The organism is Stutzerimonas sp. S1 (genome assembly GCF_025966695.1).
GTDB lineage: Bacteria > Pseudomonadota > Gammaproteobacteria > Pseudomonadales > Pseudomonadaceae > Stutzerimonas.
The window spans coordinates 583,812-609,160 of the sequence record NZ_JAOEIY010000001.1 but is presented as its reverse complement, the minus strand read 5'-3'; the positions used below and the strand labels follow the sequence as shown (position 1 = coordinate 609,160).

22 protein-coding genes are annotated in these 25,349 nt (G+C 67.0%); 9 read left to right on the top strand and 13 right to left on the bottom strand.

The features are described from left to right. Position 1 precedes the first annotated feature (1 nt). From N8H22_RS02750 to N8H22_RS02740, 3 genes are all read right to left on the bottom strand, one after another. Positions 2–1,375, bottom strand: coding sequence for a DUF3482 domain-containing protein (locus tag N8H22_RS02750; protein WP_264589092.1), 1,374 nt, complete (start codon positions 1,373–1,375; stop codon positions 2–4). After that, positions 1,368–2,762, bottom strand: a complete 1,395-nt coding sequence (locus tag N8H22_RS02745) for a DUF2868 domain-containing protein (RefSeq protein WP_264589091.1) — start codon at positions 2,760–2,762, stop codon at positions 1,368–1,370. The genes N8H22_RS02750 and N8H22_RS02745 overlap by 8 nt, the downstream gene beginning before the upstream one ends. 92 nt (positions 2,763–2,854) lie before the next feature. Beyond that, entirely contained in the window at positions 2,855–3,970 is a 1,116-nt protein-coding gene (locus N8H22_RS02740) for a glycerophosphodiester phosphodiesterase (RefSeq protein WP_264589090.1), read from the bottom strand. Between the two features lie 148 nt (positions 3,971–4,118). On the opposite strand from N8H22_RS02740, the gene N8H22_RS02735 reads away from it, so the two are divergent. Together N8H22_RS02735 and N8H22_RS02730 are read left to right on the top strand one after the other, a co-directional pair. Beyond that, the gene (locus tag N8H22_RS02735) at positions 4,119–4,634 is read left to right on the top strand and encodes a dihydrofolate reductase (protein WP_264589089.1); all 516 of its coding nucleotides are present in this window, start codon (positions 4,119–4,121) and stop codon (positions 4,632–4,634) included. Between the two features lie 87 nt (positions 4,635–4,721). Continuing rightward, the gene (locus N8H22_RS02730; protein ID WP_264589088.1) at positions 4,722–5,369 is read left to right on the top strand and encodes a YitT family protein; all 648 of its coding nucleotides are present in this window, start codon (positions 4,722–4,724) and stop codon (positions 5,367–5,369) included. On the opposite strand, the gene N8H22_RS02725 is transcribed toward N8H22_RS02730, so the two are convergent. Continuing rightward, positions 5,362–5,817 (bottom strand): metallophosphoesterase family protein, encoded by a 456-nt coding sequence (locus N8H22_RS02725; RefSeq protein WP_264589087.1) that lies wholly within the window; start codon positions 5,815–5,817, stop codon positions 5,362–5,364. The two genes, N8H22_RS02730 and N8H22_RS02725, sit on opposite strands and share 8 nt — an antisense overlap. Before the next feature lie 98 nt (positions 5,818–5,915). Here N8H22_RS02725 and N8H22_RS02720 point away from each other — a divergent pair, with 98 nt between their 5' ends. Together N8H22_RS02720 and N8H22_RS02715 are read left to right on the top strand one after the other, a co-directional pair. Next, a complete protein-coding gene (locus tag N8H22_RS02720) occupies positions 5,916–7,034 on the top strand; it encodes an NAD(P)/FAD-dependent oxidoreductase (RefSeq protein ID WP_264589086.1) in 1,119 nt (372 codons plus the stop codon). A gap of 98 nt (positions 7,035–7,132) precedes the next feature. Continuing rightward, on the top strand, positions 7,133–8,866 hold the full coding sequence (locus N8H22_RS02715) for a DUF4153 domain-containing protein (RefSeq protein WP_264589085.1): 1,734 nt from the start codon (positions 7,133–7,135) through the stop codon (positions 8,864–8,866). Between the two features lie 58 nt (positions 8,867–8,924). Here N8H22_RS02715 and ilvD read toward each other — a convergent pair whose 3' ends face one another. The 3 genes from ilvD to N8H22_RS02700 all read right to left on the bottom strand — a co-directional run bounded on the left by ilvD (position 8,925) and on the right by N8H22_RS02700 (position 12,985). Then, positions 8,925–10,763 (bottom strand): dihydroxy-acid dehydratase, encoded by a 1,839-nt coding sequence (gene ilvD / locus N8H22_RS02710; RefSeq protein ID WP_264589084.1) that lies wholly within the window; start codon positions 10,761–10,763, stop codon positions 8,925–8,927. A gap of 384 nt (positions 10,764–11,147) precedes the next feature. Beyond that, a complete protein-coding gene (locus N8H22_RS02705) occupies positions 11,148–12,344 on the bottom strand; it encodes a class I SAM-dependent rRNA methyltransferase (protein WP_264589083.1) in 1,197 nt (398 codons plus the stop codon). A gap of 101 nt (positions 12,345–12,445) precedes the next feature. Beyond that, the gene (locus tag N8H22_RS02700; RefSeq protein ID WP_264589082.1) at positions 12,446–12,985 is read right to left on the bottom strand and encodes a type 1 glutamine amidotransferase domain-containing protein; all 540 of its coding nucleotides are present in this window, start codon (positions 12,983–12,985) and stop codon (positions 12,446–12,448) included. Positions 12,986–13,242: 257 nt separating this feature from the next. Here N8H22_RS02700 and mutM point away from each other — a divergent pair, with 257 nt between their 5' ends. From mutM to N8H22_RS02685, 3 genes are all read left to right on the top strand, one after another. Further along, positions 13,243–14,055 (top strand): bifunctional DNA-formamidopyrimidine glycosylase/DNA-(apurinic or apyrimidinic site) lyase, encoded by an 813-nt coding sequence (gene mutM / locus N8H22_RS02695; protein ID WP_264589081.1) that lies wholly within the window; start codon positions 13,243–13,245, stop codon positions 14,053–14,055. Between the two features lie 130 nt (positions 14,056–14,185). Beyond that, a complete protein-coding gene (locus N8H22_RS02690; RefSeq protein WP_264589080.1) occupies positions 14,186–14,524 on the top strand; it encodes a multidrug transporter in 339 nt (112 codons plus the stop codon). 422 nt (positions 14,525–14,946) lie between these two features. Then, entirely contained in the window at positions 14,947–16,794 is a 1,848-nt protein-coding gene (locus tag N8H22_RS02685) for a Na/Pi symporter (RefSeq protein WP_264589079.1), read from the top strand. Here N8H22_RS02685 and ggt read toward each other — a convergent pair. The 6 genes from ggt to N8H22_RS02655 all read right to left on the bottom strand — a co-directional run bounded on the left by ggt (position 16,778) and on the right by N8H22_RS02655 (position 23,029). After that, positions 16,778–18,517 carry a gamma-glutamyltransferase gene (ggt, locus tag N8H22_RS02680; protein ID WP_264589078.1) on the bottom strand — a complete coding sequence of 580 codons (1,740 nt, stop codon included), beginning with the start codon at positions 18,515–18,517 and terminating at the stop codon, positions 16,778–16,780. The two genes, N8H22_RS02685 and ggt, sit on opposite strands and share 17 nt — an antisense overlap. Beyond that, positions 18,517–18,768: a YfhL family 4Fe-4S dicluster ferredoxin gene (locus N8H22_RS02675; protein ID WP_264589077.1), complete on the bottom strand. Its 252-nt coding sequence runs from the start codon at positions 18,766–18,768 to the stop codon at positions 18,517–18,519. Before N8H22_RS02675 ends, ggt begins: the two co-directional genes overlap by 1 nt. A gap of 95 nt (positions 18,769–18,863) precedes the next feature. Beyond that, positions 18,864–19,346: a pantetheine-phosphate adenylyltransferase gene (gene coaD / locus N8H22_RS02670; protein ID WP_264589076.1), complete on the bottom strand. Its 483-nt coding sequence runs from the start codon at positions 19,344–19,346 to the stop codon at positions 18,864–18,866. A gap of 106 nt (positions 19,347–19,452) precedes the next feature. After that, positions 19,453–21,048: a GMC family oxidoreductase gene (locus N8H22_RS02665; RefSeq protein ID WP_264589075.1), complete on the bottom strand. Its 1,596-nt coding sequence runs from the start codon at positions 21,046–21,048 to the stop codon at positions 19,453–19,455. A gap of 17 nt (positions 21,049–21,065) precedes the next feature. After that, positions 21,066–21,617, bottom strand: coding sequence for a twin-arginine translocation pathway signal protein (locus tag N8H22_RS02660; RefSeq protein WP_264589074.1), 552 nt, complete (start codon positions 21,615–21,617; stop codon positions 21,066–21,068). After that, positions 21,617–23,029 (bottom strand): coniferyl aldehyde dehydrogenase, encoded by a 1,413-nt coding sequence (locus N8H22_RS02655; protein ID WP_264589073.1) that lies wholly within the window; start codon positions 23,027–23,029, stop codon positions 21,617–21,619. The genes N8H22_RS02660 and N8H22_RS02655 overlap by 1 nt, the downstream gene beginning before the upstream one ends. Positions 23,030–23,164: 135 nt before the next feature. Here N8H22_RS02655 and N8H22_RS02650 point away from each other — a divergent pair, with 135 nt between their 5' ends. Together N8H22_RS02650 and N8H22_RS02645 are read left to right on the top strand one after the other, a co-directional pair. Beyond that, on the top strand, positions 23,165–23,809 hold the full coding sequence (locus tag N8H22_RS02650) for a TetR/AcrR family transcriptional regulator (RefSeq protein WP_264589072.1): 645 nt from the start codon (positions 23,165–23,167) through the stop codon (positions 23,807–23,809). A 156-nt stretch (positions 23,810–23,965) separates the two neighbouring features. After that, the gene (locus N8H22_RS02645; RefSeq protein WP_264589333.1) at positions 23,966–25,348 is read left to right on the top strand and encodes a diguanylate cyclase; all 1,383 of its coding nucleotides are present in this window, start codon (positions 23,966–23,968) and stop codon (positions 25,346–25,348) included. Position 25,349: the final 1 nt, after the last annotated feature.

The window sequence follows — 25,349 nt, the reverse complement described above, 5'->3', positions numbered from 1 at the left end:
GTCAGCTCTGCCGAAGTTCGGCCTGCAGCTCGTCCAGCGCCGCCTGGCGCTCGCCGTCCTGCAGGCGGGCGCCGGGGTTGAGCGAGGACCACTCGGGATGCGCGCGGCAGCGCTGCAGGGCTTCGGGCAGCTTGCCCTCGCGCCAGCCCTGGTCCTGCGGCGTGGCCAGGCGGATCGCCTCGGTGGCGGCATGCCCCCGAGTCGCAAGCACGGTCAGCAGCTGGCGCTGGCGCAGGGCGAGCAGGCGCAGCACGGCGTCGTCGACGCTCAGCTCGCGCTGGCCCTTGAGCTTGCCGAGCAGGCGATTGCCATAGTGCCGCGCGGTCTGCGCGCCGCCGCCGGCAAGGGCGCCGAGCAGTGCCGCGGCACCGAGGGTGATGCCGCCGACCATCAGGTCGACCCCGGCACCGGCCGCGGCACCTGCGGCCATGCCGCCGCCGATCTTCACGCCCAGCTGCTTCAAGGTTTCCGGATTGAACAGGTCGTCGCCCCAGCGGCCGTCGAGCAGCGGCAGATCGCTGGCCGCCGCCTGCTCCTTGCGGAAGGCATACAGGCGCAACAGGGATTCGACGCAGCGCTGCTCGCGGCCGCGCACGGCGTCGTGCAATTCACGAATGGCGCCACGTTCCAGTTCCGGCTGTGCGGCCACGCTGCGTCGGCAGGCGGCGACGTCCACCAGCAGTTCGGCGATCAGCCGCTGGCCGCTGGCCAGGCGTGCGGCAGCCTGGGCCTCGTGGTCCTCGATCAGTCGCTGCAGCTTGGGTCGCGCCTGCTCCAGCAGCAGCGCCAGGCTTTCGTACAGCCGGCGCTCACCGTCCACGGGTGGCGCCACGCTGTCGAAGCGCACCAGCGCATGCAGGCCGAGGCGGGCCAGCGCCTGGCGCCATTCCTCGTCGCGGTGCCCCGGCTGGGCAACGAAGTTGAGCACCGGCAACAGCGGCTTGCCGCAGCCGGCGAGCACCGCCAGTTCGTCCTTGTACTTGGCCAGCACCGGCTCGCGGGCGTCGATCACATACAGCCCGGCGTCGCTGGCCAGCAGCTGGCGCAGCACCTTGGCTTCCTGCTCGAAACGCTGGCGCGCCTCGCTACCGTCGAGAAAGCGGGCGGTGCGTGCCGGGCCGTCGAGGCGTTCGCCAGGGCGTTCGACGCGCTCGAGGTAGTCGAGCAGGGCGATGGCATCTTCCAGGCCGGGGGTGTCGTACAACTCCAGCAGCGCCTCGCCGTCCACCGACAGCCGCGCACCTTCGACATGGCGGGTGGTGCTGGGACGGTGCGAAACCTCGCCGAAGCCTGCATCACGGGTCAGGGTGCGCAGCAGCGAGGTCTTGCCGACATTGGTGTGGCCGACCACGGCGAGCTTCAGCGCTTCAGTCATGTCCGCTCTCCAGCCAGCCCAGCGGCGTCGTGTTGGAATGGGGCAGGCCCAGGCTGTCCAGCGCCTGGTGCCAGTCATCCAGGCGCGCGCTGTCCAGCGCCTCGCCGGGTGGTGCCTGCAGCAGCCAGACCCGAGTCGCCGCGGCGCAGCGCGACAGCTCGCCGATCAGCGCCAGGGTGCCGCGATCCGGCGAACGCCGTGGATCACAGGCGATGGCCAGGCGCGCCGGCGGAAAACGGCTGAGCTGATCGAGCAGCCGTCGGCGCCCCTCGCGGTCGTCGAGGATGCCGGCATCGGCGATGTCCTTGGACAGAGCCGGCGGCCATGGGCGACTGCCATCCAGTTCGATGGCCACCAGTACGGCGCCGGCGCTGCCATCTAGCTGAGCGCCGGCGCTGGGCGCGTGCAGTTGGGCGGGCGCCGCATCACGGATGCCGAGGCGCTCGCTGGGTGGCTGCAGGCGTTCGCGCAGCAGGCGGTAGGCCGGCAGGTTCAGGTCGAGCTTCAACGCGGCGCGCCCACGGCGCCAGCGCCACAGGCAGAGGCCCGCCAGCAGCAGCCGCGGCAGCAGCCCATAGATCAGCAGCACGCCAACCAGCCAGCCGGCCCAGCGTTGCCGGGCACCTTCCAGATCACCGCCGAGTGCGCCACTGGCGCGGATCTGCTCGACATCCGGCACGCTGAAGCCGAGCAGTGCCGGCAGCGCGCCAAGGGCTTGGGTCAGGCCGACGAAGGCGTTCTCGCCAAGGATGGTGGTTTCCCAGACGAAGCCGTAGCGGCGGGTCGCCAGCAGGGCGAGGAGGCTGAGCAGGGCGCTGGCCATCGCCAGCAGCCACAGGCCATGCACGCCGACACCCAGCAACCAGCGGCCGAGTCGGCGCTGGTGCAGCACGCTCAGCAGGGCTGGGGCCAGCTGCGCGGCGCGGGCATCGCGGGCGAGCTTTTCGCTCAGCCAGAGCCACAGCCGCCCCAGCGCGCCGCTGCTGTCACCGGTCAGCAGCAGGCCGAGCAGCCAGCCGAGCAGGGTCAGCAGGTTCAGCCCGAGCAGGCTGCCGAGCGCCCAGAACACATTGACCGGTCGCTGCCCGTCGCCGAGCGCGGCGAAGGCCAGCCCGGCGCCGGTGAATACCGCGAGCAGCGCCAGCACAAACCCACCCAGCCGTGCGCCCTGACGCCAGTGCAGGAGCGCTTCGACCAAGCCATCACGGCGGGCCAGCCAGAGCGCGCGCTGTTCGATCAGTGCCGGCAGGTCGCCGCCTTGGGCGCGGGCCTGGCGGTTGGCTTCGTCATCCTCCAGCGGCCCGGCATGCTCTTCGCGCAGGCGCACGGCTTCGGTAAGCCAGAGGCGGTCGAGCGTATCGAGATCAGGGGCGGGGCGGGCTATCACACGGCATCTCGCTGGCGGGTCGTGCCCTGAGGATAACCGCTGCCGCGCGGAACGGGAAAACGGGGAGCCGTTGCGGCTCCCCGCTGGGGCCGTCAGTCGGCGTTGCGCAGGCGCACGGCGATATCCGGCTGGTCGATGAACAGGCCATCGATACCTGCGTCGAGGAAGGCGCGGATCTCCGCTTCGCTGTCGCCGCGTTCGTGGCGCTGGTCGCTGCTGCGCAGGTTGGCCGGCAGGAAGGCGTTTTCTGCGCGGAAGGTGTACGGGTGGACCTTGAGCCCCGCCGCGTGGGCGGCGGCGACAAAGCCGGTGGGGCTGCCGAGGTTGCCGTTGCCGTCACGCGGGATGATGTAGCTCTTCTCCGGGCCGACGCCGGCGGCGTAGCGGGCGATGGCCTTGAGCCCGGCGGGGGTGGCCATCTGCGCGTAGGTCAGCTTGGTCCCGCGCACCTGCTGGTCATACGGCTGGCCGGAGCTGAACAGCTGCACCAGGCGCAGCTGGGTCAGGCGGCTGAGGGTCTTGAGGTTGTCCACCTCGAACGACTGGATATACACCGGCGCGTGGCGCCCGACGTAGCCGTTGCGGGTGAGGATGCGCACCAGCGGTTTCTCCATGGCCAGGCCGAGCTGCTGGAAATGCGTCGGATGCTTGGTTTCCGGGTACAGACCGATGCGCCGGCCCTGGCTGAGCTGCAGCGTTTTCACCAGGTCGATGATCTCCTGCAGGGTCGGGATTTCCAGGCTGCCGTCCATGCGGGCATTGCCCGGGCGGATATCCGGGATGCGCTCGATGGCGCGCAGGGTCTTCAGCTCGGCGAGGGTGAAGTCTTCGCTGAACCAGCCGGTGAGGGTGACGCCGTCGACCTGCTGGGTGCGCTTGCGATCGGCAAACTCGGGGCGCTGGGCGACATCGGTGGTCAGGCCCAGCTCGTTGTCGTGGCGGGCGACGATATGGCCGTCACGAGTCATCACCAGGTCCGGCTCGATGTAGTCGGCGCCCTGGAACACGGCCAGCGCATAGGCGGCCAGGGTGTGCTCCGGCAGGTAGCCGCTGGCGCCGCGGTGGGCGATCACCAGCGGGGTCGGCTCGCCCCGCGCAGCCTGGTGTTTCGCGGCGTGTTCATCCGCCGCAGCGAAGCCGGTGAACGGTAGCAGCAGGGCGTAGGCGGTGAGCCAGCGGCGAAGGGAAGCGGTGGTCGTGCGGGCCATATCGGTATCTCCTCGGTTTGGAAGTTACAGCCTGAGCCACTTGCATGACCGGACTTTGACGCTGCGTTGCCCCTTGCGTTGCAAAGCGATGAAGCCGACGAACGGCTGGCGCTGCGGGAATCGGGGCCGCTCTGGTATTCTCGCCGCTATGAATCAGACCCGCCTTCCCCTCGCCATGATCGCCGCCCTCGCGCAGAACCGCGTGATCGGCCTCGACAACCGCATGCCCTGGCATCTGCCCGCCGATCTCAAGCATTTCAAGGCCATGACCCTTGGCAAGCCGATCATCATGGGCCGCAAGACCTGGGACTCGCTCGGCCGTCCGCTGCCGGGGCGGCTCAACCTGGTGGTCAGTCGCCAGGCTGATCTGCAGCTCGACGGCGCGGAAACCTTCACCGACCTGGACGCCGCGCTGGTACGTGCCGAGCAGTGGGCGCGCGAGCAGGGCGTCGCCGAGCTGATGCTGATCGGCGGTGCGCAACTGTACGCCCAGGCGCTGGGGCAGGCGCAGCGGCTCTACCTCACACGGATCGACGCGCAGCCCGAGGGCGATGCCTTCTTTCCGGCGTTCGATGAGGCTGACTGGCAATGCGTCGACAGCCAGACGCACCCGGCCGAGGGCGATGCACCAGCGTATCGATTCGAGACCTGGCAACGTCGCTGATCGGCGCCGCCTTCGCTTGATCGGCGCCAAGTCCTTCCGCCTGGCCAGCTTCTATCCTTCGCAACAACCGTTTTCGAGACCCAGCCGATGCAAACCCGCGAATCCGACGTGCCGCAAGCCGAGCGCGTATCGGCGATCTTCGTTCGTCACCCGCTGTGGGAGGACGCTCTGGCGCTGCTCACCGGCACCGCGCTGGTCGCCCTTGGCATCGCCTTCTACAGCCACGCCGGGCTGCTCACCGGCGGCACCGTTGGGCTGGCCTTTCTGCTCAAGTACCTGGCCGGCTGGTCGTTCGGCCCGGCGTTCTTCCTGCTCAACCTGCCGTTCTACGCGCTGGCGATCTGGCGCATGGGCTGGAAGTTCACCCTGCGCACCGTCTGCGCAGTGGGGCTGGTCTCGCTGTTCGCCGAACTGACCCCGCAGTGGGTGCGCTTCGCCAAGCTGAATGTGGTCTACGCCGCGGTGTTCGGCGGGTTCGCCATTGGCATCGGCCTGCTGATCCTGTTCCGCCATCGCGCCAGTCTCGGCGGGGTGAACATCCTCGCGTTGTTCCTGCAGGAGCGCTTCGGCCTGCGCGCCGGTACCTTCCAGATGGGCATCGACGCGTTGATCGTGCTGGCCGCGGTGTTCGTCGTGCCGGCCGATAAGGTGCTGCTGTCGGTGCTCGGCGCCGTGGCGCTGAACCTGGTGCTGGCGATCAATCACCGCGCCGATCGCTACATGGGCGTCAGCTGAGGCTGATCAGCTCGACCTGTGCCTGGCCATCGTTCAGCTCCAGCAGCGCCAGGCTGATCGGCAGGCTGAAGCGTCGCGGACCGGCGCTGCCCGGATTCAGGTAGAGCACGCCGTCGCGCCGCTCGACCTTCGGTTTGTGCGAGTGGCCGGCGATCACCACGTCGATGCCGGCGGCGTGCGGGTCGATGTCCAGTTGCTTGAGATCGTGCAGCACATGCAGGGTGAAACCCTCGATGCGCAGGTCGAGGCGTTCGGGCAGCTCCCGCGCCCAGTCGGCCGTATCGATATTGCCGCGAATCGCCTGCAGCGGCGCGATGGCGCGCAGCCCGTCGAGCACCTGCGGTTTGCCGATATCGCCGGCGTGAATAATCTGCGTGCAACCCTGCAGTGTCGCCAGCGCCTCGGGACGGAGCAGGCCGTGGGTGTCGGAGATCAGCCCGATGCGCATGCCGGTTTTTCCTTGAATGGTCTTCGTCAGGTCATCCGACCCTTGGCCGACCGCTGTGGTTGCGGCAGGCTTGGGCTGTTCGGGTCGAGGAGTCTGGCATGGATCGGGTGGATTGCGTGGTGGTGGGTGCGGGAGTGGTCGGCTTGGCCGTGGCACGCGCGCTGGCACTGGCCGGCCGCGAGGTGCTGATACTGGAAGCCGAAGCGGCTTTCGGCACCGCCACCAGCGCGCGCAACAGCGAAGTCATCCACGCCGGCATCTACTACCCGCAGGGCTCGCTCAAGGGCCGGTTGTGCGTGGCCGGGCGCCGTCAGCTCTACGATTTCTGCGACAGCCACAGCGTGGCCTATCGCCGCTGTGGCAAGCTGATCGTCGCCACCGACGAGGCCCAGATCGCTGCGCTGGAGCAATTGCGGCGGCACGCGCAGGCCAATGGGGTCGATGATCTGCAGTACCTCGATGGGCGCGAGGTGCAGGCGCTGGAGCCGGAGTTGCACGCGGTGGCCGGGCTGCTCTCGCCGAGTACCGGCATCATCGACAGTCACGGGCTGATGCTGGCACTGCTGGGCGATGCCGAGCGCCACGGTGCGGTGCTGGCGCTGAACGCGCCGGTAACGGCGATCACCGTCGGCAGCGCAGGCTTGCAGGTCGAGGTGGGCGGCGCCGATCCGTTGCAGTTGCTGGCCCGCAGTGTGGTGAATTGCGCCGGACATGGCGCGCCCATCCTCGCTGCGCATACCGCCGGGCTGGCGCCAGCGGCGCGGCCGCGGCAGTTCTTCGCCAAGGGCAGCTACTTCAGCCTGACTGGGCGCACGCCGTTCCGCCACCTGGTCTATCCGTTGCCCGAACCCGGCGGCCTGGGCGTGCACCTGACCCTGGATCTGGCCGGCCAGGCCCGTTTCGGTCCGGATGTGCAGTGGGTCGAGGCGCTCGACTACCGCATCGAGCCGGAGCGGGCCGGGGGCTTCTACGCGGCGATCCGCCGCTACTGGCCCGCGCTGCCGGACAATTCGTTGCACTCGGCCTACACCGGCATCCGCCCGAAGATCAGTGGACCTGGCGAGGTGGCCGCGGACTTTCGCATCGACGGCCCGGCGCAGCACGGCATAGTCGGGCTGGTGAACCTGTTCGGCATCGAGTCGCCGGGCCTGACCGCCTGCCTGGCGATTGCCGAACACGTCTGCGGGTTGCTCGAACACAAGGCACTGGCGAGCTGATCACGCGCTGTCGCACTCGCGTTGCGGCCCGCGCAGACGGGCCGCACACTGCAACCCGCCGCGATCGGACGGCGCGACTACCGGCAAAAGGAATGTGCATGCAACAGACAGCTGAAGCACGCCCGCTGAAGGCCTACCTGGCGGTCGGACTGCTGCAGGGCCTGGCGCTCTGGGCGGCCGGCGAGGCCTGGCCACACGCCACTGGCTGGCGCGTCCTGTGTTCGGCGTTGCTGGCGTTCACGGTGATTGGCGGGTGGCAGGTGCAGCTGCTCTGGGGCGGGCTGCGCGAGGCCGGGCGCTGGCGCCTGGTGGTTGCCGCCGCGGTGTTGCCGGCCGTGCTGGCGGGCGGTCTCGCACTGCAATTCGACCAGCCGCGCTGGTATTACCTGGACGAAACCACGGGCACGCTGTTGCTGTGGAGCAACCTGATCCTGGCCTATGTGCTGACACCCTTCATCCAGGCGCGGGACGTCGAGCATCGCTGGCGCGTCGACTACACCGGCCTGTACCGCCACGCCATCAACAACGGCCTGCTGCTGTTCATGGCGCTGCTGATGCTGGCGGCGTTTTGGCTGCTGATCTGGCTCTGGGCAGGCTTGTTCAAACTGGTCGGGATCGGCATTTTCGCAACGCTGTTCGAGTCCTCCGGCTTCATCTGGATCGCCAGCGCGACGGTCGTCGCCATCGGGCTGTGGATCGGGCTGGAGCGCGGCCTGGTAGTCGATGCGCTGCGTAATGTGCTGCAGGCCATGTGCCGCTTCCTGCTGCCGCTGACGGTGCTGATCCTGTTGCTGTTCGTCGCCTGCCTGCCGTTCACCGGCCTGCAGCCACTATGGCAGACCCGCCATGCGACGCCGATCCTGCTGGCCATGCTGTTCGCCCATGTCGCACTGCTCAACGGCGTCGTTCAGGATGGCCGGCAAGGCGTGCATTACCCACGACCGCTGCGCGTGCTGATCGATGCCAGCGCGTTGTGCCTGCCGTTGCTGGCAGGTCTCGCGGTGCATGCGCTCTGGCTGCGGATTGGTCAGTACGGGCTGACGCCCGAGCGGGTCATCGCGGCCGGGCTGACCCTGGTCGCCCTGCTGCATGCGCTGGCGTTGATGGTGGCGGTACTGCGCCGCCGCGATGGTTGGCTGGCCGGGCTGCGCCAGAGCAACCCGGTGCTGGCGCTGGTTTCGGTGGCGCTGTTGCTGCTGTTGCATCTGCCGCCGTTGAGCCCGTTGCAGCTCAGCGCGGCCAACCAGTACCAGCGCCTGCTCGACGAGCAGGTGCCGGCGGAGCACACCGATCTCGGCGCGCTGCGCTTTCAGCTCGGACAGCCGGGTCGCGACCATCTCGAGAAGCTGCGCCAGCGCCTGGCTCAACCCGGTCTCGCAGACGCGCGACGGGAGCAATTGCAGGTGGACCTGCAACGGCTGGACAGGGCCGACAACTACTGGAACTGGCGGCATGAACATGACATGGCCAACACCGCCCCCGTGCCATGGATCGGTGAGCCCCTCGAGGATGTCGACGGTGTGCTGGCCCAAGCGATCGCGACCCAGGGCTGTGACGGGGACTGCGCCCTGTTCGCCGTCGACCTGGATGCCGACAGCCAGCCCGAGGTGCTGTTGTTGCGCGGTACGCGGCCGCGGGTCGTGACGCTGCTGGGGCGTGGCGCGGACGGCAGCTGGCGCTGGATCGGCCACCTTCGCAGCGCCGACGAGCAGACCCTCGACAGCGAGACCCTCAAGGAGCAGATCGAGCGCGGCGCCTGGCGGGTGGTTGCACCGCGTTTCAATGCGCTGGAGATCGACGGCTTACGGCTTGAACCGGCGATTACCGAATAGCAGACGTGAAAAAGCCCGACACAAGGTCGGGCTTTTTCATTGCGGCTGCGACAGGTGATCAGCCTTCCAGCAGCGCCTTGTTGCGCACCGCGCCCTTGTCGGCGCTGGTGGCGAGCAGGGCGTAGGCCTTGAGCGCGGTCGAAACCTTGCGCGCGCGCGGCTGCGCCGGCTTCCAGCCCTTCTTCTCCTGTTCGTGACGACGATGGGACAGCTCTTCATCCGTGACCAGCAGCTCGATGCTGCGGTTGTGGATGTCGATGTGGATGCGGTCGCCTTCGCGTACCAGGCCGATGGCGCCACCGGCAGCGGCTTCCGGCGAGGCGTGGCCGATGGACAGGCCCGAGGTGCCGCCGGAGAAGCGGCCGTCGGTCAGCAGGGCGCATTCCTTGCCCAGCCCCTTGGACTTCAGATACGAGGTCGGGTAGAGCATTTCCTGCATGCCCGGGCCGCCTTTCGGCCCTTCGTAGCGAATGATGACGATGTCGCCTGGCTTCACCTCGTCGGCGAGGATGCCCTTCACGGCGCTGTCCTGGCTTTCATAGATCTTCGCCGTGCCTTCGAAGACATGGATGGATTCGTCCACGCCGGCGGTCTTCACCACGCAACCATCCAGCGCGATGTTGCCGTAGAGCACCGCCAGGCCGCCTTCCTCGGAATAGGCGTGCTCGACGCTGCGGATGCAGCCTTCGGCACGATCCAGGTCCAGGCTCGGCCAGCGGGTGGCTTGGCTGAACGCGACCTGGGTCGGGATGCCGGCCGGGCCGGCCTTGAAGAACTCGTGGACGGCGGCGTCCTGGGTCTGGGTGATGTCCCACTGGGCGATCGCTTCGGCCATGCTTGGGCTGTGCACCGTCGGCACGTCGGTGTGCAGCAGACCGCCACGGGCCAGCTCGCCGAGGATCGACATGATGCCGCCGGCGCGGTGCACGTCTTCCATGTGGTACTTCTGGATGTTCGGCGCCACCTTGCACAGCTGCGGCACCTTGCGCGACAGCGCGTCGATGTCGCGCAGGTCGAAGTCGACCTCGGCTTCCTGGGCCGCGGCCAGCAGGTGCAGGATGGTGTTGGTCGAGCCGCCCATGGCGATGTCCAGAGTCATGGCGTTCTCGAACGCCTTGTGGCTGGCGATGTTGCGCGGCAGGACGGAGTCGTCGCCGTCCTGGTAGTAGCGCTTGCACAGCTCGACGGCGATGCGCCCCGCGCGCAGGAACAGCTGCTCACGGTCGGCGTGGGTGGCCAGCGTGGTGCCGTTGCCCGGCAGCGACAGGCCCAGGGCCTCGGTCAGGCAGTTCATCGAGTTGGCGGTGAACATGCCCGAGCAGCTGCCGCAGGTGGGGCAGGCGCTGCGCTCGTATTCGGCGACCTTCTCGTCGGAGCAGGAATCGTCGGCCGCCACCACCATGGCGTCGACCAGGTCCAGACCATGGCTGGCCAGCTTGGTCTTGCCGGCTTCCATCGGCCCGCCGGAGACGAACACCACCGGGATGTTCAGGCGCAGTGCGGCCATCAGCATGCCGGGGGTGATCTTGTCGCAGTTGGAGATGCAGACGATGGCGTCGGCGCAGTGCGCATTGACCATGTACTCCACCGAATCGGCGATGATCTCGCGCGATGGCAGCGAGTAGAGCATGCCGTCGTGGCCCATGGCGATGCCATCGTCGACCGCGATGGTGTTGAATTCCTTGGCCACGCCGCCGGCCTTCTCGATCTCGCGGGCGACCAGCTGGCCCATGTCCTTCAGGTGCACGTGACCGGGCACGAACTGGGTGAAGGAATTGGCGATGGCGATGATCGGCTTCTTGAAGTCCTCGTCCTTCATCCCGGTGGCACGCCAGAGCGCGCGGGCACCGGCCATGTTGCGGCCGTGGGTGGAGGTTTTCGAGCGGTAATCGGGCATGACGGTTCCTGCGGCTGATCGGCTGTGCGAAGTATGCATATGGTGAGCACCGCCTGCGGCGCTTGCAACGGAGGATGCCGTCGCTGCACAGGGGCCGGATCGAAGCGGGGTCACCGCTCGGACGGCCAGGGCTCACGGGCCCGCCGGGGGATGATGGCGAGGAATGCGCCCGATTCTACGCGCGGTGGCCGGAGCGGGAAAGGCTGACGGTCGGGCGCCGGTGCGCAGGCGTGAGGCTGGCTCTGCCGGGTGGCTGGCCGAAGGCGGTCACTGAACCTGAAGGGCGATCGGTCGTCGAGGGCAGGGGTGGAAACAGCCGCAGGCTTTTCCGCCAGGGGGGCAGGTGGACAAGGCTGCGCCATTGTCCACCCTGCAGTCTGCCAGTCAGCTGTTGGGCAGGATGCGGCAGGTCAGACTCTTGATGTAGCGCGTCTCCGGGATCGCCGGATGCACCGGATGATCGGGCCCCTGCGCGCCGCGTTCGAGCAGCTGAATGTTGCGATCCAGGTGCCGCGCACTGCCGAGCAGGATGTTCTGCAGATCGTCTTCGGGCAGGTGCATCGAGCAGGATGCGCTGACCAGGATGCCGTCCTTGTTCAGCAGGCGCATGGCGGTTTCGTTGAGACGACGGTAGGCGGCCTCGCCATTCTTCAGGTCCTTCTTGCGCTTGATGAAGGCCGGCGGATCGGTGATCACCACGTCGAAGCGCTCCTCGGCGTTCTTCAGTTCCTTCATCGCCTCGAAGGCATCTCCCTCGACGCAGGTCATCTTCTCGGCAACGCCGTTGAGCGCGGCGTTGCGCTCGACGCCATCCAGCGCGAAGGCCGAGGCGTCGACGCAGAACACCTCGCTAGCACCGAAGGCCGCGGCCTGCACGCCCCAGCCGCCGATGTAGCTGAACAGGTCGAGCACGCGCTTGCCCTTGACGTAGGGCGCCAGGCGCGCGCGGTTCATGCGGTGGTCATAGAACCAGCCGGTTTTCTGTCCGGCGATCACCGGTGCCTCGAACTTCACGCCGTTCTCCTCCAGCGCGACCCACTCGGGCACCACGCCGAAGGCGGTGTCGACGTAGCGCTCCAGGCCTTCGGCATCGCGCGCGCTAGAGTCGTTCTTCCACAGCACGCCGCTGGGCTTGAGCACCTGCACCAGCGCTTCGAGCACGGCGTCCTTGCTGCGCTCCATGGTGGCGGAGGCGAGCTGCACGACGAGGATGTCGAAGAAGCGGTCGACCACCAGACCCGGCAGCAGATCGGAGTCGCCATAGACCAGGCGGTAGCAGGGCTGCTCGAACAGCCGCTCGCGCAGGCTCAAGGCGACCTTGATGCGGTGCACCAGCAGCGACTTGTCCAGGCTGTGCTTGAGGTCGCGCGACAGCAGGCGGGCACAGATCAGGTTGTTCGGCGATACACCGACGATGCCCAGCGGCTTGCCGCCGGCCGCTTCGAGAATCGCCTGGTCGCCGGCAACGAAGCCATTGAGCGGGGTGGCTACGGTGTCCACCTCGTTGCTGTAGACCCACAGATGACCGGCACGCAGGCGACGGTCGGCGTTGGCTTTGAGGCGCAGGCTGGGCAGGGTCATCGGCAGGGCTCCGGGAAAAAGACGGGCATTCTAAACGAGCGGCAGGCTACGCGCGCCGGGGCTGCCGGAAAAAGCCGCGCGACACCTGCCAGGATGCGACTTCAGGCGGACAGGGCCTTGATCAGCGCCTGATTGAAGGCAGGAATGTCGTCTGGCTTGCGGCTACTGATCAGTTGGCCATCAACCACCACCTGCTCGTCGACCCAGTCGGCACCGGCGTTCTTCAGGTCGTCGACCAGCGACGGCCAGCTGGTCATGCGCTTGCCGCGCACCAGGTCGGCGGAGATCAGCAGCCAGCCGCCGTGGCAGATCACTGCGATCGGCTTGTTGTCGCGCGCGGCATCGCGCACCAGTTCCTGGGCCATTTCGTCGGTGCGAATGGTATCGGCGTTGACCACGCCGCCTGGCAGCAGCACTGCGTCGTAGTCGTCCATGCGGATGCTGTCGAACGTATGGTTCACGGTGAAGGCGTCGGCTGGCGTGGTGTGGTTCCAGCCTCTGACCTTGCCGGGCTTGGCGGACACGATGTCGACTCGAGCGCCGGCATGCTCGAGCGCCTGCTGTGGCTGGGTCAGCTCGACCTGCTCGAAGCCATCGGTCACCAATGCGGCCACATGCTTGCCGCGCAATGGATGAGTCATGGGCGGGTCTCCTTCTGTCTGGGGGAGTGCCCGCGGGATGCGGGACACCTGAATTCGGACCATCGTCCTGGTCAAAGTTCGCATTGCGCGTTCATCGTGCGCTGCTGCGGCAATGCGCTGGCTTCCGACGCTGATCATCGGACTCACGCTAGCGGATCCGCGCGCCGCGCTTGCGCCATGTCAGAGCCGGGTGCCGGCTGACGCGACAGCAACGGCCTGCTAAGGTCGCCTCCCGGTCCACTCATCGAACGCCTGCAATGCCCGAACTTCCCGAAGTCGAAACCACCCGCCGTGGCATCGAGCCACACCTTGTTGGCCAGCGCGTCAGCCGCGTGATCGTGCGCGATCGACGGCTGCGCTGGCCGATTCCCGAAGATCTGGATGTGCGCCTGTCCGGTCAGCGGATCGAGGCCGTGGAGCGCCGCGCGAAGTACCTGCTGATCCGTTTCGAGGTGGGCACGTTGATCGCTCATCTGGGCATGTCCGGCAGTCTGCGCCTGGTGGCGGGGGAGCTGCCGCCGGCCAAGCATGAACATGTCGACCTGCTGCTCGAATCCGGCCAGGCGCTGCGCTACACCGATCCGCGGCGGTTCGGGGCGCTGCTATGGAGCTCGGATCCGCTCAACCATGCGTTGCTCGCCAGTCTCGGCCCGGAACCGCTGAGCGAGGCGTTCGACGGCGAGCGGCTGTTCCAGCTGTCGCGCGGACGCAGCATGGCGGTGAAGCCGTTCATCATGGATAACGCCGTGGTGGTGGGCGTCGGCAACATCTATGCGAGCGAGGCGCTGTTCGCCGCCGGCATCGATCCACGCCGGCCGGCTGGCAGCATCTCGCGGGCGCGCTACCTGAAGCTGGCCGAGGAGATCAAACGGATTCTGGCGATGGCTATCGAGCGCGGTGGAACGACGCTGCGCGACTTCGTCGGCGGCGATGGCAAACCGGGGTATTTCCAGCAGGAGCTGTTCGTCTACGGACGGGGTGGCGAATTCTGCAAGCAGTGCGGGGCGACCCTGCGCGAGGTTCGCCTCGGCCAGCGTGCCAGTGTCTACTGTGGTCGCTGTCAGCGTTGATCGGCAGGCTCCACGGCGCCTGTCACTGCCCGGGCATTGACGGCGTTCACGCTCGCAGAGGCGTGGCCACTGCTATAGTGGCCGCCACAACTTGAAAATGCCGCGTTTCGCACAGCTGAAGGACCACACCATGAATCTGTTCCGCTCCACCGCTGTTGTCTTGGCTCTGACCACCGGCCTGCTGGCGATGCCGGCACAGGCGGAAACAGTCCCACAGAATGCCAGTGGCGATCCGACCTACACGGTCGAAGCGCCGCCAGCCTATTCCATGCTCGGCGACCTGATCATCGCGCGCCCGCTGCTGATCGGCGCTACCCTGATCGGCGCCGCCGCGTTCGTGGTCAGCCTGCCGTTCACCGCGCTGGGCGGTAACGTCGGCGAAGCCGGCAAGGCCCTGGTGGTCGACCCAGGACGTGAAGCCTTCGTGCGCTGCCTGGGTTGCAGCAGCTCGAGTCAGAATCAGTACTGACGGTTGTTACAGAAGAAAGGGCGCCGAGGCGCCCTTTCTTCTGTACGGGACTCCTCATCAATCCGGCGCTGACCTTCGCGCTGTCACGCCGCTGTCTCGCACGCCTCGTTGCGTTGTTCTTCACCCTTGCAGTTTGTCCTTGCGCATACTTGCGAGGGTCGCTGGGTGGTTGTGGACTATCGAATCATCGTCGCCGCTCACCTGATCCCATAGAATGATCGGCCACAGCCGCGGCTGAGCATGCGATTTCCAGCGCCGCGCTGCCGTCGGCCTCCAGCACTGTGGTTGTTGCAGGAAAAGTCCTTTCGCGCAGCACTCAGGAGCAACTGCCATTCCGCGTTTCGGCATGCTGTTGTTACTTCGAGTCAAGTTTCTGATTCTTATATATTTATTGGCGCGCGACAGGTAACGATCAAATAAGAATGGGCACGTTTAGAAAGCATCTCAGGGTGTTCCTGATCGTAGCGGGGTGCATCCTGCTCGGCGTCGGCTTCTGGAGCAGCCAGCCCTGGCTGGAACTGTGCGCCGGGCTGGCGCTGTTCCTGTTCGGCATGCAGTGCCTGGAGGAAGGCCTGCGCCAGCTCGCCGGCAGCAAGCTGGAGCAGATCCTGACGCGTACCACTGCAACGCCATTCAAGGGCCTGATGTTCGGCATCAGCGGCACCATGCTGTTGCAATCGAGCACGTTGGTGTCGCTGCTGACCATTGCCTTCATCACCACCGGCCTGATCAAGCTGGCCGGCGGTATCCCGATCCTGTTCGGTGCCAATCTGGGTTCCACCAGCGGAATCTGGCTACTGGCGCTGGCCGGCCACGATCTCAGTCTGGCGCCGCTGGCACTGCCGCTGCTGGTGTTCGGGGTGATGGCCAGTTTCCTCGGCGACAAGGGCAAGGCGGCCGGCCGCATCGTGCTCGGGATCGCCTTCATCTTCCTGGGCATCGACCAGATCAAGGACGGCTTTGCCAGCTTCGGCAGCGGCGTGGACATGTCCGCCTATCAGGCCGAGGGGTTGGTGGGGCAGCTGCTGTTCGTCGGTGTCGGTCTGGTCGCCACCGTAATTCTGCAGTCCAGTCACGCGACGCTGATGCTGACCCTCGCCGCGCTCGGTGCCGGTCAACTGGCGCTTGGCCCGGCGTTGGCCATTGCCATCGGCGCGAACGTCGGTAGCAGCGTCACCACGGCGTTCGTCGGCTCGCTCGGAGGCAACCGCAGCGGCCAGCGATTGGCGCTGGCCCATGTGCTGTTCAATTTGCTTACTGCGTTGGTGGCGCTGGTGCTGTTGCTGCCGCTGACGGCACTGGTGCAGTGGCTGGTGGCGCCGGTCGGTCTGGGTGGCAATGCGCTGATCCAGCTGGCGCTGTTCCATACGCTGTTCAACGCCCTGGGCATCCTGTTGTTCTGGCCCTGGCAGACTCAACTGGCCAGTTTGCTGATACGGGTGCTGCCGGACCGGGTCGAGCCGGTGGTGCTGATCACCGAGCTGGCGCAGCCGGACGAACCCGAGTTGCGCACGCATGCGCGTTACCTAAACGAACGTGCACTGGATTCGGCCGACGCGGCGATCAGTGCGGTGGCGCAGGAGCTGCAGCACCTGGCGCGGCTGAGCCTGGAAGTGATCTGCCACGCGATGTTCCTGCCAGTGGAGCAGCTGGTGCGCCAGGGCAGACTCGACGAGGCGGTGCTGACTGCGCGTCCGGAGCCGGGTGCGCTGGATGCCGAGAGCCTCTACCGGCGGCATATCAAGGGTGTATACGCGGACCTGCTGAGCTTCATGGGACGTCTGGACGTGCCGCTGGACGACAAGCACCAGGAGTTCTGGCTCAGTTGTCAGATCGCGGCGCTGCAGCTGGTGGATGCGGTCAAGGATGCCAAGCACCTGCAGAAGAATCTCGGCTACTACTTGCGTCAGAACGAGTCGGCCGCCCGCCGCGCCTACGTCGAGCTGCGTCGGCATCTGCTCGAGGCACTACGCGAGATCCGTTCACTGAACAGTTCCAGGTTGCCGGACGACCTCTGGCGCGAGCGTCTGCAGTGGCTCGATGACCGCGCTGCCGAGTTCGACGCTGCGTTTCGCAAGCACCTCTTCGAGGCGGTGCGTGGCCGCGAGCTGGACGGTCTGCAGACCAGTTCGCTGATGAACGACCTGGGCTATGCCAGCCGCATCATCCAGAGCCTGCGCAACGCCCTGCTGCTCGGCGAGGGTCAGGAGCTGATCCGCCAGCTGCGTCAGCTGCCCGAGGACGACGGGCCGATCATTCAGTACCCGTGACGCCGGGCGCTTCGCGCGCCGGCGCCAGCAGCGCCCGGCCGATGCCGCGCGGATCGCTGGCGGCTTCGACGCGGCCACTGCGCTTGTTCCAGTACAGCACCTGCTGGTTGCCGTAATCACGTTCGATCAGTCGCGGTTGGTGGCCGAGCGCGCGCAACGCCTGCAGTTGCGCGGAGCTGAAGGTGGCGGCCTCGTACTGCAGCACGTCGGGCAGGTACTGATGGTGATAACGCGGTGCCGCCGGCCAGGCGGCTACCGGCTCGCCGTCCAGGTAGGACAGTACCGAGAGCAGCACCATGCTCGGAATGCGGCTGCCGCCGGGGGTGCCGAAGCTGGTGAACTCGCTGTCGCTCTCGATGAACGTCGGGCTCATGCTCGACAGCGGGCGCTTGCCGCCGGAAATCGCGTTGGCACTGCTGCCCTTCAACTGATAGGCGTTGCTGCCGGCGATGTCGGCGGCAAAGTCGTCCATCTCATCATTGAGAATGACGCCAGTGCCGGGCACGGTGAAGGCGGCACCGAACATCATGTTCAACGACAGCGTTGCCGCGACCGCATTGCCTTGCGCGTCGAGCACCGTGAAATGGGTGGTGTGCTCGCCTTCGTGCCAGCGCGGCGCCGGTGGCAGCGTGCTGCTCAGCGTGGCGCGCGCAGGGTCGATGGCGGTCGCCAGCGCCTTCAGGTAGTCCGGTGCCAGCAGCCGCGGCAGCGGTGCGCGGACGAAATCCGGGTCGCCCAGCAGGCTGCGGTCGCGATAGGCGCGACGCAGTACCTCGACCACCAGATGGCTGCGCGGCACCGGCTCGGCCTCGCGCCAGGGCAGGTGCTCCAGCATGCCCAGGCTCTGGGCGAGAATCACCCCGCCGGCTGAGGGCGGCGGCGCACCGATCAGCTCGCGCCCTTCGGCCAGCTGGAAACGCAGCGGTGCGCGCTCGACGGTCTGGTACTCGGCCAGATCTTGCAGTGTCCAGATACCACCAGCGGCGCGCACGCCGTTTACCAGGCGTTCGGCCACGGCGCCGCGATAGAAGCCGTCGCGGCCTTGCGCGGCCAGCCGCTCTAGCGTGACGGCCAGTTCCGGCTGGCGTAGTCGATAACCCTCGGCTGGCAATGCGCCGTCAGCGAGGAACAGGCGGGCGCTTTCGGCGTCGGCGCGCAAGGCGTCGAGGCGCCAGCTGGCGCGCTGGCGATAGACCGCGTCGACGATGAAGCCCTCGCGGGCCAGGGCAATCGCCGGAGCCAGCGTTTGCGCCAGCGGCAGCCGCCCGCGACGCTCGGCCAGTTCGGCGAGCGCGGCCGGCGTGCCCGGAATCGCCGCTGCCAGCGCGCCATCCAGTGACAGCTCGCGCTGCACCTGGCCATCGCGCAAGTAGAGGTCGGGAGTGGCCGCCAGCGGGGCGCGTTCGCGCGCATCGAGGAAGCTGAAACGGGCCGGCTTACCGGCTTCGCGCAGGAGGAAGAAGCCGCCGCCGCCAAGGCCGGAACCGTAGGGTTCGACTACCGCCAGCGCGGCGCTCACCGCCACGGCGGCATCGAAGGCATTGCCGCCAGCCTGGAGGATGTCGCGACCGACTTCGCTGGCCAGCGGGTGTGCGGTAGCAACGGCGCCCGCTGCCGGCGGCTGCGCCTGCGCGGCTAGGGTGGTGAACAGCAGGAGGGCGGCGAGGCAGGCCCGGACGCCCTCGCGCGATGCGCTCCGGCGTGCCTGCCGCACCGCGTGCATCAGGCCTTGCCGGTGATGATCAGGTACTTCTGCATCAGCTCTTCCTTGCTCTCGACGTTGTTCTCGTCGAGCGGGATGCAGTCTACCGGGCAGACCTGCTGGCACTGCGGCTCGTCATAATGGCCGACGCATTCGGTGCAGAGATTGGGGTCGATGACGTAGATTTCCTCGCCCTGGGAAATCGCGCCGTTCGGGCACTCGGGCTCGCATACGTCGCAGTTGATGCAGTCATCGGTGATTTTCAGGGACATCCAGCGAACTCCTGCCGCGGCTCAGACCACGGCACAGCAGAATAACGACGCGTAATTGTGCCGCATCGGCGGGCGCTGTGCACACTGGGAAGCGTTCAGTGCTGGCCGAAGCGCACCTTCAGCGCATCCATCACCGCCGGATGCACGAACTTGGACACGTCGCCCTGGAGCGAGGCGATCTCGCGCACCAGTGTGGAGGAAATGTAGGAATACTTCTCCGACGGCGTGAGGAACAGGCTTTCGACGTCCGGCGCCAGCTGACGATTCATGTTGGCCAGCTGGAATTCGTATTCGAAGTCGGAAACCGCGCGCAGGCCGCGCAGCAGGATGTTGGCCTGCTGCTCCTTGACGAAGTGGGCGAGCAGGGTGGAGAAGCCCATAACCTCGACGTTCGGCAGGTGCTTGGTGACTTCGCGAGCCAGCTCGACGCGTTGCTCCAGCGGGAACAGCGGGTTCTTCTTCGGGTTAGCCGCCACGGCGATGATCACCTGATCGAACAGGCGAGAAGCGCGCTCCACCAGATCGGCGTGGCCCATGGTGATGGGGTCGAAGGTTCCCGGATACAACACTCGATTCATCGCGGCGTCCTGACGCATGCGTGGGGGTGTGGATGGTAGCGGCTGGATGTCGGCAGCGTAAAGCCTCAATGGCCGTGTGGCGATCTGCGCTGATAAGCAGGCGATCTCAGGTCTTTCGCAGGTGATCGGCGAGCTGACTGGCGAGTTTCGCGCACAGCGCGTAGATCGACAGCTGCGGGTTGGCGCCGATGCTGGTGGGAAACAACGAGCCATCGTGGATCGAGAGATTTTCCAGCAGGTGGTGCCGTCCCAGGCTGTCGGTCACCGCCTGGCGCGGGTCATCGCCCATCGCGCAGCCCCCCATGACGTGGGCGCTGCCAAGACGCGTGCGATACGGCGCCAGATCGAGTCGATCGATCAGCTCGCGAGCGGCGCGTGGCGTGTTCGCGTAGTCGGCATCGGCGTGCAGCGGCAGCACCGAGCGGGCGCCGGCGGCGAACTGGATCTCGGCCATGCTGTGGAAGGCGCGGCGGATGCCGTCCCAGCTGTAGGCGGTCATGCGGTAGTCGAGCACCGGCGTGCCGTCGCTGCGTAGCTCGACGCGGCCTTCGGCACTGTCCGGGTGAAAGCCGTCGCGCTGCAAGGCGATCATCGCGTGGGTATGCGGCAGTTGTTCCATGCGCAGGGCATTGTCGACGCCGAAGCGGCCGAGCAGCGTTGCCGCCAATGCCGGATGCAGTGGCGGTACTTCCAGCTTGTAGGACATGCGGCCACGCGGGCCGTCGCGCCACTGGAAGTGATCCGAATAGATCGACTGCGGTGCACCGTAGAACGGATTGATGACCTCGTCGAACTGTGCCGCGCAGAAACTGGTCAGGTGCAGGAAGGTGCGTTTGCCGACGCGCCCGTGCGGGTCGGGCGCGTCCGAACGCAGCAACAGCGCCGGGCTGTTGATGCCGCCGCCGGCCAGCACGTAATGCCTGGCCCTGACGTGAATCCGCCGGCCGCTGGGTGCTACGCTGCGGCGATCCATGCCAACGCAGTCGAGCCCGTCGATGCGCCCGGCGCGGATCTGCAGGCGCTCGGCACGTGCCAGGTAGAGCAGCTCACCACCGCTATCCAGCGTGGCGGGAATACTGGTTACCAGCATCGACTGCTTGGCATTGGTCGGGCAGCCCATGCCGCAGTAGCCGAGATTCCAGCAGCCGCGCACATTGCGCGGAATCACCGCCCAGCGATAGCCGAGACGCTCGCAGCCACGCTGCAGCACTGCGTTGTTGGCGTTCGGTGGCATGGTCCAGGGCGCGATGCCCAGGCGAGATTCGATGCGCTCGAACCAGGGTGCCAGCGCCTCTGCCGAGAGGCCGCTGACGGCGTGCTCGCGCGCCCAGTGCTCGAGTGTCTGCGGCGGAGTGCGAAAGCTCGAGGTCCAGTTCACCAGCGTGGTGCCACCCACCGCGCGGCCCTGCAGGATGGTGATGGCGCCGTCCTTGCTCATGCGGCCGATGCCTTCCTGGTATAGCGATTGATAGGCAGTGGGTTCCTGCAGGTCGAAATCGCTGCTGGTGCGCAGCGGTCCTTCTTCGATCAGCAGCACCTTGAAGCCGGCGGCGCTGAGAATCTCCGCGCTGGTGGCGCCGCCCGCGCCACTGCCGACGATGGCGACGTCCGCTTCCAGGGAAAGGTCGTCTTCGAGGCGCGAGCCGTCATGGGTTTTCCAGCCGCGGGCAAGGCCGGCGGTGAAGAGGTCGGGAACAGGCATCGGTTCGCTCCTGATGATCAGACCGCAGGCGGGCCGGGGTAGCCGCAATGTGCCCAGGCTTCCGGGCGCCCGTACCAGGCCATGAGCACCAGTTGCAGCAGGACGTTGTGACCCTGGCGTAGCAGCGCCAGCGGACTGTTCTGCCAACGTTGCAGGAAGGCCTGCATGGCTTGGTCGCTGGCCGCATCCCAGCTGCCCCAGATGCCGGTCAGCGGGCCGCGTGCGAGTGGTAGTCCGAGCAGATCGAACAGCTGCAGCACCTGCTTGGCCAGGGCTGGCGACAGATGCTCCAGGCTGCGATCCAGACTGGACAGCGTGCCGTCGATGACCGCCGGCGGTATCGGCGTGGCGACCGCGCCGGCCAGCACCAGCGGGATCAGCCGCTGCAGCAAGGGCAGGTCACTGGTACGCAGCAGGGCAAACCCTTGGGCCGGTGGCTCGCGGCTGCAGCCTCCGAGACTTGCGGCCAGGCTGGAGGTGGTCAACACGACGCCGCCGAGCAGGCCGATGCGCAGCAGGCCGCGGCGGCTCAGCGACAGACCGGCGGGCGCGCGTGCAGGGCCGGCCATCAGCGCACCAGCAGCCGGTAGAGCAGCCTCTGCCACCATCTGCCGTACGGCGGATAGATCAGCCGCGCCGTGTTGAGGCGCGGCTTGCTGAAAATGCTTCGGGCTTTGCTGAAGGTGAGGAAGCCTTCGTGGCCGTGATAGTGGCCCATGCCGGACGCACCGACGCCGCCGAACGGCAGGTCATCCTGGGCCACGTGCAACAGCGTGTCGTTGAGGCAGACGCCGCCGGAATGGGTGCGTTGCAGCACGTGGTGCTGCTCGGCGCGATCGTAACCGAAGTAGTACAGCGCCAGCGGGCGCGGGCGGGCGTTGACGTAGGCGATGGCCTCGTCGAGATCGTCGTACGGCACCACGGGCAGCAGCGGGCCGAAGATTTCCTCGTGCATCACCCGCATGTGCTCGTTGACGTCGAGCAGCAGATGATGGGGCAGGCGGCGCTGCTGACCTTCCTCGAACAGCGGTATGACTCGCGCGCCCTTGGCCCGGGCATCGTCCAGGTAATCCTGCAGCCGGGCGAACTGCCGCGCATTGATGATCGCGGTGTAGTCCGGGTTGTCCGCCAGGCTCGGCAGCAGGCGGCGCACCGCCGCACGGTAGGCCTCGGCGAAGTCGTCGAGGCGTGCGCGCGGCACCAGCACATAGTCGGGCGCGACGCAGGTCTGCCCGGCGTTGAGCGTCTTGCCGAAGGCGATGCGCTCGGCGGCGTCGGCCAGCGGCACCTCGGCCGAAACGATGGCCGGCGACTTGCCGCCCAGCTCCAGCGTCACCGGTGTCAGGTTGTCTGCCGCGGCGCGCATCACGTCGCGACCGACATGCGTCGCGCCGGTGAACAGCAGATGATCGAATGGCAGCCGCGCGAAGGCTTTGCCGACCTCGACGTCGCCGAGCACCACCGCCACCTGATCGTCGGCAAAGACTTGCGCCAGCAGCCGTTGCAGCAGCGCGCCGGTGGCCGGTGTCGCTTCGCTCATCTTCAGCATCACCCGGTTGCCGGCGGCCAATGCGCCTACCAGTGGGCCGATGGCCAGATACAGCGGATAGTTCCACGGCACGATGATGCCGACCACGCCCAGCGGCTGGTAGATCACCCGCGCACTGGCCGGCTGGAACGCCAGGCCGACCCGGCGCCGCGACGGCTTCATCCAGCCGCGCAGATGACGCCGCGCGTAGCGGATGCCATGCAGGCTCGGCATGATCTCGGCCAGCAGCGTCTCGTCGGCCGAGCGATTGCCGAAATCTGCCGAGATCGCCTCGATCAGCTCCTGCTGATTGCGCGCCAGTACGTCGCGCAGCGCTTCCAGACCTTGCCGGCGCGTCTGTGTCGAGGGCATTGGCGCGGCGGCAAAGGCCTGGCGCTGACGGGCGAAGAGCGGCTGCAGTGCGGCGAGCGGGTCCGGGATAGCGGCTGACATGCAGCCTCCTCAGCGCGGCAGGAAAGGGAAGAAGATTTCTAGAGTAATTGCTCTAGACTGTCAACGCGACTCGCCTGTACCGGCTCGCAGCTGTACCGTTGCAGGCTCCACTTTCTCTCCGAGATCCACCCGTCCATGGCGCCCCGAGCAAAGACCCGCGACCGCATCCTCGATGCCAGCCTCGAGCTGTTCAATGCCCAGGGGGAGCGCAACGTGACCACCAACCATATCGCCGCGCACCTGCAGATATCGCCGGGCAACCTCTATTACCACTTCGCCAACAAGCAGGCGATCATCGCCGAGCTGTTCAGGCGTTACGAGGCCCGGATCGACGATTTCCTGCGTCCTCCCGAGCGCGCGCTGACCCTCGGCGACAAGGTCGTCTATCTCGAGGCGCTGCTGGCCGCGATGTGGGACTTTCGTTTCCTGCATCGGGATCTCGAGCATCTGCTGGAGGCCGACGCGCAGCTGGCGCAGAGCTACCGCACCTTTGCTGCGCGCTGTCTGGATAACGCCCGGGCGATCTATCAGGGCTTCGTCGACGTCGGCATCCTGCAGATGGAACCGGCCGAGGTTGAAGCGTTGGCGCTCAACGCCTGGATCATCATGACCTCCTGGATCCGGTTTCTCGGCACCGTCGGCGAGCCGTCGGCCGAGCTCAAGCCCGAGCTGCTGCGCCGGGGTATCTACCAGCTGCTGGCGCTGGAGGTCGGCTTCGTGTCGCCGGGCGCGGCAAAAGAGGTCTCCGAGCTGCTCTGCCGGTACCTGACGGATGGTTGACATGGCGTTTCGTCGGATTTATGGCACTAAGCCGGTGCTGATCAATAAACATGCGTCGAGACGACGAATAGCTGGCGAATAACCCCACGAGAAACAGTACAATGATGGCGATAAAGTGTCGTATTGCCATCACTCGGTTTATTTTCCATGTCCTCCATGCCACGTGTCGCCGTCCTCGGTGCGTCTTCCTCTCCTGTTGTCGGTATCGATTACGAGCGGCACACAGAGCTGTCCGCGCTCACGGCAGTGCCGCCGTATGACATTGTGCTGCTGGACCTGCCGCCGGTTCGTGCCGGCGAAGCGTTGCGCAGCCTGCGCATGGACAAGCGCTACCGCTTCAGTCTGATCTACTGCTGCCAGGATCAGGACGCGTCCTGCAAGGCGCTGGGCGACGGTACGCCACCCGTGGACCTGAGCGCGTTGGTGCCGCTCTGGCGGCTCTGGCAGGAACGCTTCGCGCTATTCAACCGCGGGGTGGCGCCGGAGCGTTTCGAGGCGCGGGTGCTGGCCTGGCTGTGGCTGCGCCCGCATGGTGCCATTCACGCGGTGCGCGATGCCGGCGTGGCGCAGCACTATCACTATCCGCTGCTGGAGGCGCTGGAAGACGACGAGTCGCCGAATGCGTTCGCCTGGCTGCAGCTGATGACCCAGCAGGGCTGGCTGGAGGAGGGCGAACTGGTCGATCGGGTGCGCCTGTGCGTGAGCTGCGGCTCCGGCCGGCTGAACTACGTGGACGTCTGCCCGGAGTGTCAGGCGCTGGAAATCGCCCGCCAGCCATCGTTGCACTGTTTTACCTGCGGCCACGTCGGCGCCCAGGAGCACTTCCTCAAGGATGGCCTGCTGCTCTGCCCGAACTGCTTCTCACGTCTGCGCCATATCGGCAGCGACTACGATCGCCCGCTGGAGAACTACCGCTGCCGCAGCTGTCAGGCCTTCTTCGTTGATGCCGAAGTTGAGGCGCGTTGTCTGGACTGTGGCCAGGCCCATGCGCCGGACAAGCTGCGGGTGCGCGAGGTCCGCCACTTCCGCCTCGCCGAGGCCGGGCGGCTGCGCTGTCGGCAGGGCTACACCGCCAGCGCGGTGGAGACTGACCAGTTCGGCACGCTCAATCTGCTCAACCAGAAGTCCTTCCACGAGCTGCTCAACTGGCAGCTGCAGCTGGTGCGGCGCTACAAGCAGCCGGCGTTCTCCCTGCTCGGGCTGCGGTTCGTCAATCTGGCGGCGACCATCAGCGCCTTGGGCGAGCTGCGCGGCCATGCGTTGGTGGACAGTCTGGTGGAGCGCCTGCAGGAAGCCGTGCGCGACACCGACCGCTGCAGCCGGGTCAGCGAAGAGATTCTCTGGATCATGATGCCGCACACCGACGCCGCCGGTCTGGCAGTCGTGCGCAAACGCCTGCAGGAAGGCGCCGAGCGCCTGGCCAGCGAGCAGATCGGTCAGCTGCAGCTGCGCCAGGTCGGCTTCACTGCGCCGGTTGATCTGCTCGATCAGGAAGATGCTGCCTTGCTGCTGGCGCGTCTGAACGGGGAGCTTGGCTGAG